The organism is Candidatus Symbiothrix dinenymphae, assembly GCF_001431085.1.
In genome coordinates, this window is record NZ_BBRU01000373.1 from 1 (window position 1) to 468 (window position 468).

The window sequence follows — 468 nt, forward strand, 5'->3', positions numbered from 1 at the left end:
CTTTTTCCGCAAAGGTAAGCATTTTGTAATGAAAAAGGCGCAAGGAGGAAAAGAAAAAAACAGTACCTTTGCAGCAAAAAAACATCCAATGAAAAAAATAAAAGCAGCCCTGTCAATCGTCATCATCATTGCCGCCGGCATCTGCGGTGCGACGATATATATGTTTGGCGTATCTCTGGACAGGAAAACGACTGCCTCTGATGCGGAGGATGCTTATGCGTACCTTTCCCGGCAGGATGCCTGTTTGAGACTCTGGGGGGATAGCTTGCGGCAAAATTCGGCATTGCGCGACACGTTTATTGTGGCAGAACAGGAGATTGCGGGTCAGGTCCCCAATGACAGACTTTTGAAACAGCCTCTGCATGCGCTGTATGTGCGGGCGGTGCCAGAATCGCCCAACACGGCTGTTATCATTCATGGCTATACCGACAATGCTAATCGGATGTTGATGATTGGGCATTTGTATAG

Annotated in this window: 1 pseudogene; it reads left to right on the plus strand. The window is 47.9% G+C overall.

What is annotated here, in order from left to right:
* Positions 1-88: 88 nt before the first annotated feature.
* A pseudogene (locus ASC50_RS04395) lies at positions 89-468 on the plus strand (hypothetical protein); the annotation flags it as partial.